Below are 5,868 nucleotides of genomic sequence, written 5' to 3'. Positions count from 1 at the left end.
TTTTCAAAGATCAATTTAAAACTAACTAAAAAATATAGTTGTTTTATATTTTCAAACTATTTCATAAAAACTACTTGAATTTTATATAGTTAGCTCCTTTATATATCGTTCTGTCTGTTTTAAAAATGGTAAAAAAGCACTGGGAATGGAAAACTGTTCATGAATTTGATCGATCGTATAAAAATTCTCCGTCATAGAATCGACCTCACATAGATACCCTTTCATAGTCCATTCCACATGTGAAAAAACATGAATGTGTTCTTTCAATTCCACCTGTTTCACAATATGCTCCGGCTTTTGTTCATCAAAACCATAAAGTCCGGATAAAAGTCCGGTTTTAGGTCGCTGTACTAAATGAATTTTATCTTTGCAAACCAATACATAATAGGTTTTATCTTCTTTTCGGCGCTCCTTTTTCTTGGGCTGCACCGGTAATTTTGATGGATCTCCTTCAAGATAGGCTTTGCAGTCTTTCTGAATCGGACAAGCAGCACATCGTGGATTTTTAGGAATGCAGACCAAAGCACCTAATTCCATCAAAGCCTGATTATAACTGCTGATGGGATCGGCCAGAGAATCCTCAACCAATTGTTCGATCTTCTTTTTTACTTTCGTTTGTTTTACATCCTCGGTGATATTGTACAATCGGGAAAATACACGAATCACATTCCCATCAACAGCACTGACTTTTTCATCATAGGCAATAGAAGCAATCGCACCGGCCGTATAATCGCCAATGCCCGGCAATTTTTTAAGCTCTGCTTTCGTTTTTGGCAAGCTTCCCTGATAGCGTTCCATACATTCAATTGCACATTTTTTCATATTGCGCACACGATTGTAATAGCCTAATCCCTGCCAAAGCTTTGTCAGATCATCGTCATCGGCCCGGGATAAGCTTTGAATATCCGGATATTTTTCAATGAATCTTCTATAATATGGTAACATGGCTTCAATGCGTGTCTGCTGGGCCATGATTTCAGAGATCCAGATTGAGTAAGCTTCTTTTTTCTCTCGAAAGATCAGTGGTCTGGCGTTTTTGTCATACCACTTTAGTAAATCTTTTTGAAACATAAAGCAAAAAGCAGGATTAAACCCTGCTGTAAATCCACTGGCAATCCCCTGTTACTTTTACAGGGCCACTGCCGGCAGTCATAAATACGGTTTCCCCCTTGGTCAGTTCCAAGACCTCGCCATCGTTTTCAACCGTAGCATTTCCTTCTACCAAAACCATAGAGGCAAAGCTTTCCTCATCTACATCAATGATCGTACTGCCTCTTAATGTGGTTTCAAAGCTTGTGAAATAATCACACGTTGCCAACAACATCGTTGTCGCATTTTCATCGCTGACCGGCTTACCGGCTGGTTTGAAATCCGATTCGATTGGATTTAAATTTGAAACATCAATAGCTTTATCAATGTGCAATTCTCTTGGTTTTCCATCTTTTCCTACACGACCGAAATCATAAACACGATACGTTGAATTAGAATTCTGTTGAATCTCACACAAAGTGATTCCGGCTCCGATCGCATGAATCGTTCCTGCCTTGATAAAGAACATATCACCTTTATGTACCGGTACTTCTTTTAGCACTTCAAGAAGCGTGTTATTTTCGATACGTTCTCTGAATTCTTCTTTAGTGATCGAGCGATTCACACCAAAGTACAAAGTCGCATCAGGCTGGCAATCTAAGATGTACCACATTTCTGTCTTTCCGTATTCTTTTTCCACACGAAGTGCATATTCATTATCCGGATGCACCTGGATAGAAAGAGGTTGTTTAGAGTCAATAAATTTGATCAACATTGGGAAAAACTCAAACTCTTTTCCTTTTGTTCCCAGACAATCTTTTCCCAACGCATCAATATATTCTGTCAAAGTCTTTCCTTGATAAGGACCGGATACAACAGTACTTGGGCCATCCGGGTGGGTAGATACTTCCCAGCTTTCCGCTACGATATCTAAATCACATTTCTTTCCGTATTTTTCCTTTAAATTCGTTCCACCCCAAATATAATCTTTATAAGCAGGGGCTAATTTTACAATTGGCATACTTTCACTCCTATTCTTTTCGAATTTATTATAAATCATTTTCGTCTTTCATGGTATGATTTAGCTATGAAAATCGCCATGCTTCAAATACAAGTGCAAGAAGATGTGAAGGACAACCTCAACCAAGTGCAATCCTTGGCTATACAAAGTCGTAAAGAAGGCGCTGATATTCTGGTCTTACCGGAAATGTGGAATTGCCCCTATATCAATGAGCAGATCAAAAAAAGTGTTTCTTCCTATGATCTTTGTAAAGAGCTTCTTCAAACACTTTCAGACAAACTAAAATGCATGATCGTTGGCGGCACGATTGCCCATAAGATAGAAGATAAGATCTATAATGAGTGTCTTATTTTTGATCATGGAAAATTGATTGCTTCCTATGCGAAAACACATTTGTTTGAAGTTCATACTAAAAAGGATTATCAGGAAAAAGATGTCTTTACACCCGGTGATCACCTCCAAACTTTTGATACGCGATGGGGTAAGATGGGCATTTTGATCTGTTATGATATCCGATTTCCGGAAGTGGCAAGACTACTTGCGATAGAAGGGGCGCGCATTATCTTTTGCCCGGCTGCCTTTAATAAAAGCGTCACCCTGCAACATTGGACACCTCTCTTTCAGGTACGAGCTATGGAAAATCAGGTGTTTATGGTGGGTGTCAATCCAGCACATTATCAATATGATACATTTGAAAGCTATGGACATTCCATCATCACTGATCCTTTTGGAAAAATCTCTCATCAGATGAATGAAAACGAACCCTATTCGATAACTGATATCGATTTAGGACGAGTTGATGCGATTCGTCAGCGTATGCCTTTTTGGAAAATACGACGAAATGATTTATACATGTTAACGGAGGTAGATAAAAATGAAGGAAATTCAGATCAATGAATTAACCGATTTTAAGATTGGACATGCGCAGGATGAAACCGGTGGTACCGGTTGTACGGTGGTCCTTTGCGAAAAAGGAGCTGTTGCCGGTGTAGATGTACGTGGTGGTGGTCCTGCCACAAGAGAAACCGATCTTTTAAACCCTAAAAATATGGTCGAACAAATTCATGCGGTCACACTAGCCGGCGGCAGTGCTTTTGGCCTGGAAGCCAGCTGCGGTGTCATGGAATATTTAAGCGAGCATGAAATTGGCTTTGATATGAAAGGAATTTATATTCCTATCGTATCCGGCGCCTGTTTATTTGACTGCAGCGTAGCTGATCCAAAAGCCTACCCGACTAAAAAAATGGGCTATCAAGCCTGCCAAAACGCCAATCATCAAATTCCCAAACAAGGATGCATTGGAGCCGGAACCGGAGCCAGCGTCGGTAAATTTTTAGGCTTTGATAAAGCTATGAAAACCGGATTAGGTCATGCGGCTTTCCAGGTGGGTGATGTCATGGTAGCTGCCATCGTGGCTGTTAATGCGTGTGGTGATGTCTATTTTGAAAACAGTGAAAAGCCGATTGCCGGTATTTATGACTATCAAAAAAAGAAACGACTCTCTACACTTGATTTTATGTTTGAAAACCAGCCAATCGAAGAAAGCTGTGGTATGAATACGACCATCGGCTGCATACTCACCAACGCAAAGCTGACCAAAGCGCAGGCCAATAAGATCGCCAGCATGGCTCATAACGGCTATGCCCGAACCATTCGACCGGTCCACACGTCCAGCGATGGTGACACCATTTTTGCGATGGCCAGCCAACAAGTAGAAGCTCAGCCAGATGTTGTTGGTGCTTTAGCGGCCAAAGCGATGGCCAAAGCCATTGAAAATGCCTGCCTCTATGCCACACCGATGTATGGTTTAACCACGTATTATGAAATTTGTAAATAACCAATAAAAAGAGGTGCTAGACCGTAAATCGGTCAATTGGCACCTCTTTAAATCCTTCTGTTGTCAAAGTCATCATCGTTTTAAATCCACATTGTTTGATCAATTCCATGGATTCTTTGTAGTAACAATCTAAGTTAACTCGATTATGACAATCGCTGTTTAATAAGATCTTTCCACCTTTTTCTTGAATATACGCAAGCAATGTTTGATGCGGGTATGGCTTGGTTCTATAGCCTCTGGAGATAGCTCCGGTATTGACTTCAAAAATCTTGTCAGCTTTGATTAAAACATCGATGCAGTCTTTGGCATATGACAAATATGTTGGATCGGTAAACGAAAGAAAGCTTTCATCCTCATTGAATTTCATCAAAAGATCTAAATGTCCGACAATATCCACTTCCGGATAGTCTGCGATATTTTTTAGATCTTCGTAATAGTCTTTGGCATACTTTAGAAAATCCCCATCATAGAGTTCTACAATTTCCTGGGCCATTTCTTTGGAGTAATCTACATTTTTGACCTGATTTTTGATAAACATGAAATGTTTACTTCCAATCACAAAATCATAAGGTTCTTTTGAGGGAATACGCTGAGAAATATCTTCTTCGATTCCTAAAAAAATCTGAATCTGATCCTTATATTTTTCTTTGGCTTCTAAAATATCTTTTCTGTAATTTGGAAGATCCTTTTCCTTCATGGCTACCTCATCGACCAAACAGGGGCCATGTCCAGAAAAGCCAAGTACGGTAAATCCTTTTTCAATTGCCGTTTGTACCATTTCCTCAATACGATCTTTTCCATCGCAATAGGTACTGTGTGTATGTAAATTTTGTTTAATCATGTAATATCCTTTCCAGCCATTCTTTGCATCCTTTTTCAATATCCCGGTAAGCCGTTTCAAAGTCGTCGGTGTACCATGGATCAGCTACATCTTTATCCTGGAGTAAAGAATGTACTTTTTCTTCTTTATCATTATAAAAGATGCGCTTTAAATTTTGAAGATTCCATCGATCCATTCCTAAGATATAATCCCATTTTTCATATTCGTCAAAGCGTACCTGACGCGCATGTCGTTTTGAAAAAGGAATCCCTTTTTCGGTTAGCTTTCTTTTTGCGGGCGGATACATATCATGTCCGATTTCTTCGGTACTGGTGGCAGCCGATTCAATGATGAATTGATCCTCTATTCCTTGATCTTTGACTAGTTTTTTCATAATAAATTCTGCCATGGGTGAACGGCAAATATTGCCGTGGCAGATGAATAGTATTTTTATCATAATTTCTAGATTCCTTCCTATTCGATATTAAAAGATGTCTCGAAAAGAGTTTTTTCGAGAAAAACATTTTTTAAATCTTCTTATTTCTTATTACTGTGGTAAAAGCTTTCCTTTCAATTCATCTTTCCCTTTTTCTTGTTTTTCTTGATTTTTCTGTGTATAATTCAATACATAGAGAGCAGGAAAATAGGGTGGCTCAATTGAATTGCCTTGTTGGATTGTTCTCCAATATGGAAACAAAGAGCCTTTGATGGTCATTTTTCGTAAATGGCTTTAATCAAAGGTTTTTTCTTTTCCTTTCAAATAATCATAGATTCTAATTAGACGTCTTAAATTTATTCTGTAATCACTTCTAGAATGTTCAATATTTAAAGCATCTTTATCTTTCTCAAATATGCTTTTCAAGTATGTTTCTAATGTGTCAAAATCTATTTGATTTTCTGTTAAATAAGCTATATTCAACATTTCTTTATTCTTATCAAATTCCATTTTAAAAACATCTTCTAAGCTTGAATATCCTCTTTTTGGTCTATCTTTCTTAATTGTATTTGAAATAATATCATCAAAATCACTAACAATTAAATTATTCGCTATACCGACAATTTGGTGATATGGCATAAATAATGTCAAATTAGATTTTATATTGTAGTCAGAAAAGAGGTATTCTTTATGACTACAAATACTCAATCATTTTTAACCAAACA

At 38.0% G+C, this 5,868-nt stretch carries 8 protein-coding genes; 2 read left to right on the top strand and 6 right to left on the bottom strand.

Annotation, left to right across the window (positions count from 1 at the left end; genetic code table 11):
- Window positions 1-81: 81 nt before the first annotated feature.
- Together mutY and U0M88_RS02790 are read right to left on the bottom strand one after the other, a co-directional pair.
- A complete protein-coding gene (gene mutY, locus U0M88_RS02795) occupies window positions 82-1,071 on the bottom strand; it encodes an A/G-specific adenine glycosylase (RefSeq protein WP_331868833.1) in 990 nt (329 codons plus the stop codon).
- A 16-nt stretch (window positions 1,072-1,087) separates the two neighbouring features.
- Window positions 1,088-2,050 (bottom strand): type I phosphomannose isomerase catalytic subunit, encoded by a 963-nt coding sequence (locus U0M88_RS02790; protein ID WP_331868832.1) that lies wholly within the window; start codon window positions 2,048-2,050, stop codon window positions 1,088-1,090.
- A gap of 66 nt (window positions 2,051-2,116) precedes the next feature.
- On the opposite strand from U0M88_RS02790, the gene U0M88_RS02785 reads away from it, so the two are divergent.
- Window positions 2,117-2,947, top strand: coding sequence for a nitrilase-related carbon-nitrogen hydrolase (locus tag U0M88_RS02785; protein ID WP_331868831.1), 831 nt, complete (start codon window positions 2,117-2,119; stop codon window positions 2,945-2,947).
- Complete coding sequence (locus tag U0M88_RS02780) at window positions 2,925-3,887, top strand: P1 family peptidase (protein WP_331868830.1); 963 nt, start codon at window positions 2,925-2,927, stop codon at window positions 3,885-3,887. The genes U0M88_RS02785 and U0M88_RS02780 overlap by 23 nt, the downstream gene beginning before the upstream one ends.
- Window positions 3,888-3,903: 16 nt before the next feature.
- Here the strand turns inward: U0M88_RS02780 and U0M88_RS02775 are convergent, their stop codons facing one another.
- The 4 genes from U0M88_RS02775 to U0M88_RS02760 form a co-directional block, all read right to left on the bottom strand.
- Window positions 3,904-4,728, bottom strand: a complete 825-nt coding sequence (locus U0M88_RS02775; RefSeq protein ID WP_331868829.1) for a histidinol-phosphatase — start codon at window positions 4,726-4,728, stop codon at window positions 3,904-3,906.
- A complete protein-coding gene (locus U0M88_RS02770) occupies window positions 4,721-5,164 on the bottom strand; it encodes a low molecular weight protein-tyrosine-phosphatase (protein WP_331868828.1) in 444 nt (147 codons plus the stop codon). Before U0M88_RS02770 ends, U0M88_RS02775 begins: the two co-directional genes overlap by 8 nt.
- Window positions 5,165-5,254: 90 nt before the next feature.
- Entirely contained in the window at window positions 5,255-5,422 is a 168-nt protein-coding gene (locus tag U0M88_RS02765; RefSeq protein WP_320870003.1) for a hypothetical protein, read from the bottom strand.
- A 15-nt stretch (window positions 5,423-5,437) separates the two neighbouring features.
- Window positions 5,438-5,782 carry a hypothetical protein gene (locus U0M88_RS02760; RefSeq protein WP_331868827.1) on the bottom strand — a complete coding sequence of 115 codons (345 nt, stop codon included), beginning with the start codon at window positions 5,780-5,782 and terminating at the stop codon, window positions 5,438-5,440.
- Between the last annotated feature and the right edge of the window lie 86 nt (window positions 5,783-5,868).

The organism is Faecalicoccus sp., assembly GCF_036552745.1.
Classification (GTDB): domain Bacteria; phylum Bacillota_I; class Bacilli_A; order Erysipelotrichales; family Erysipelotrichaceae; genus Faecalicoccus.
Note: the sequence above shows the minus strand (reverse complement) of the source record. Positions and strands in the feature narration are given on the sequence as shown.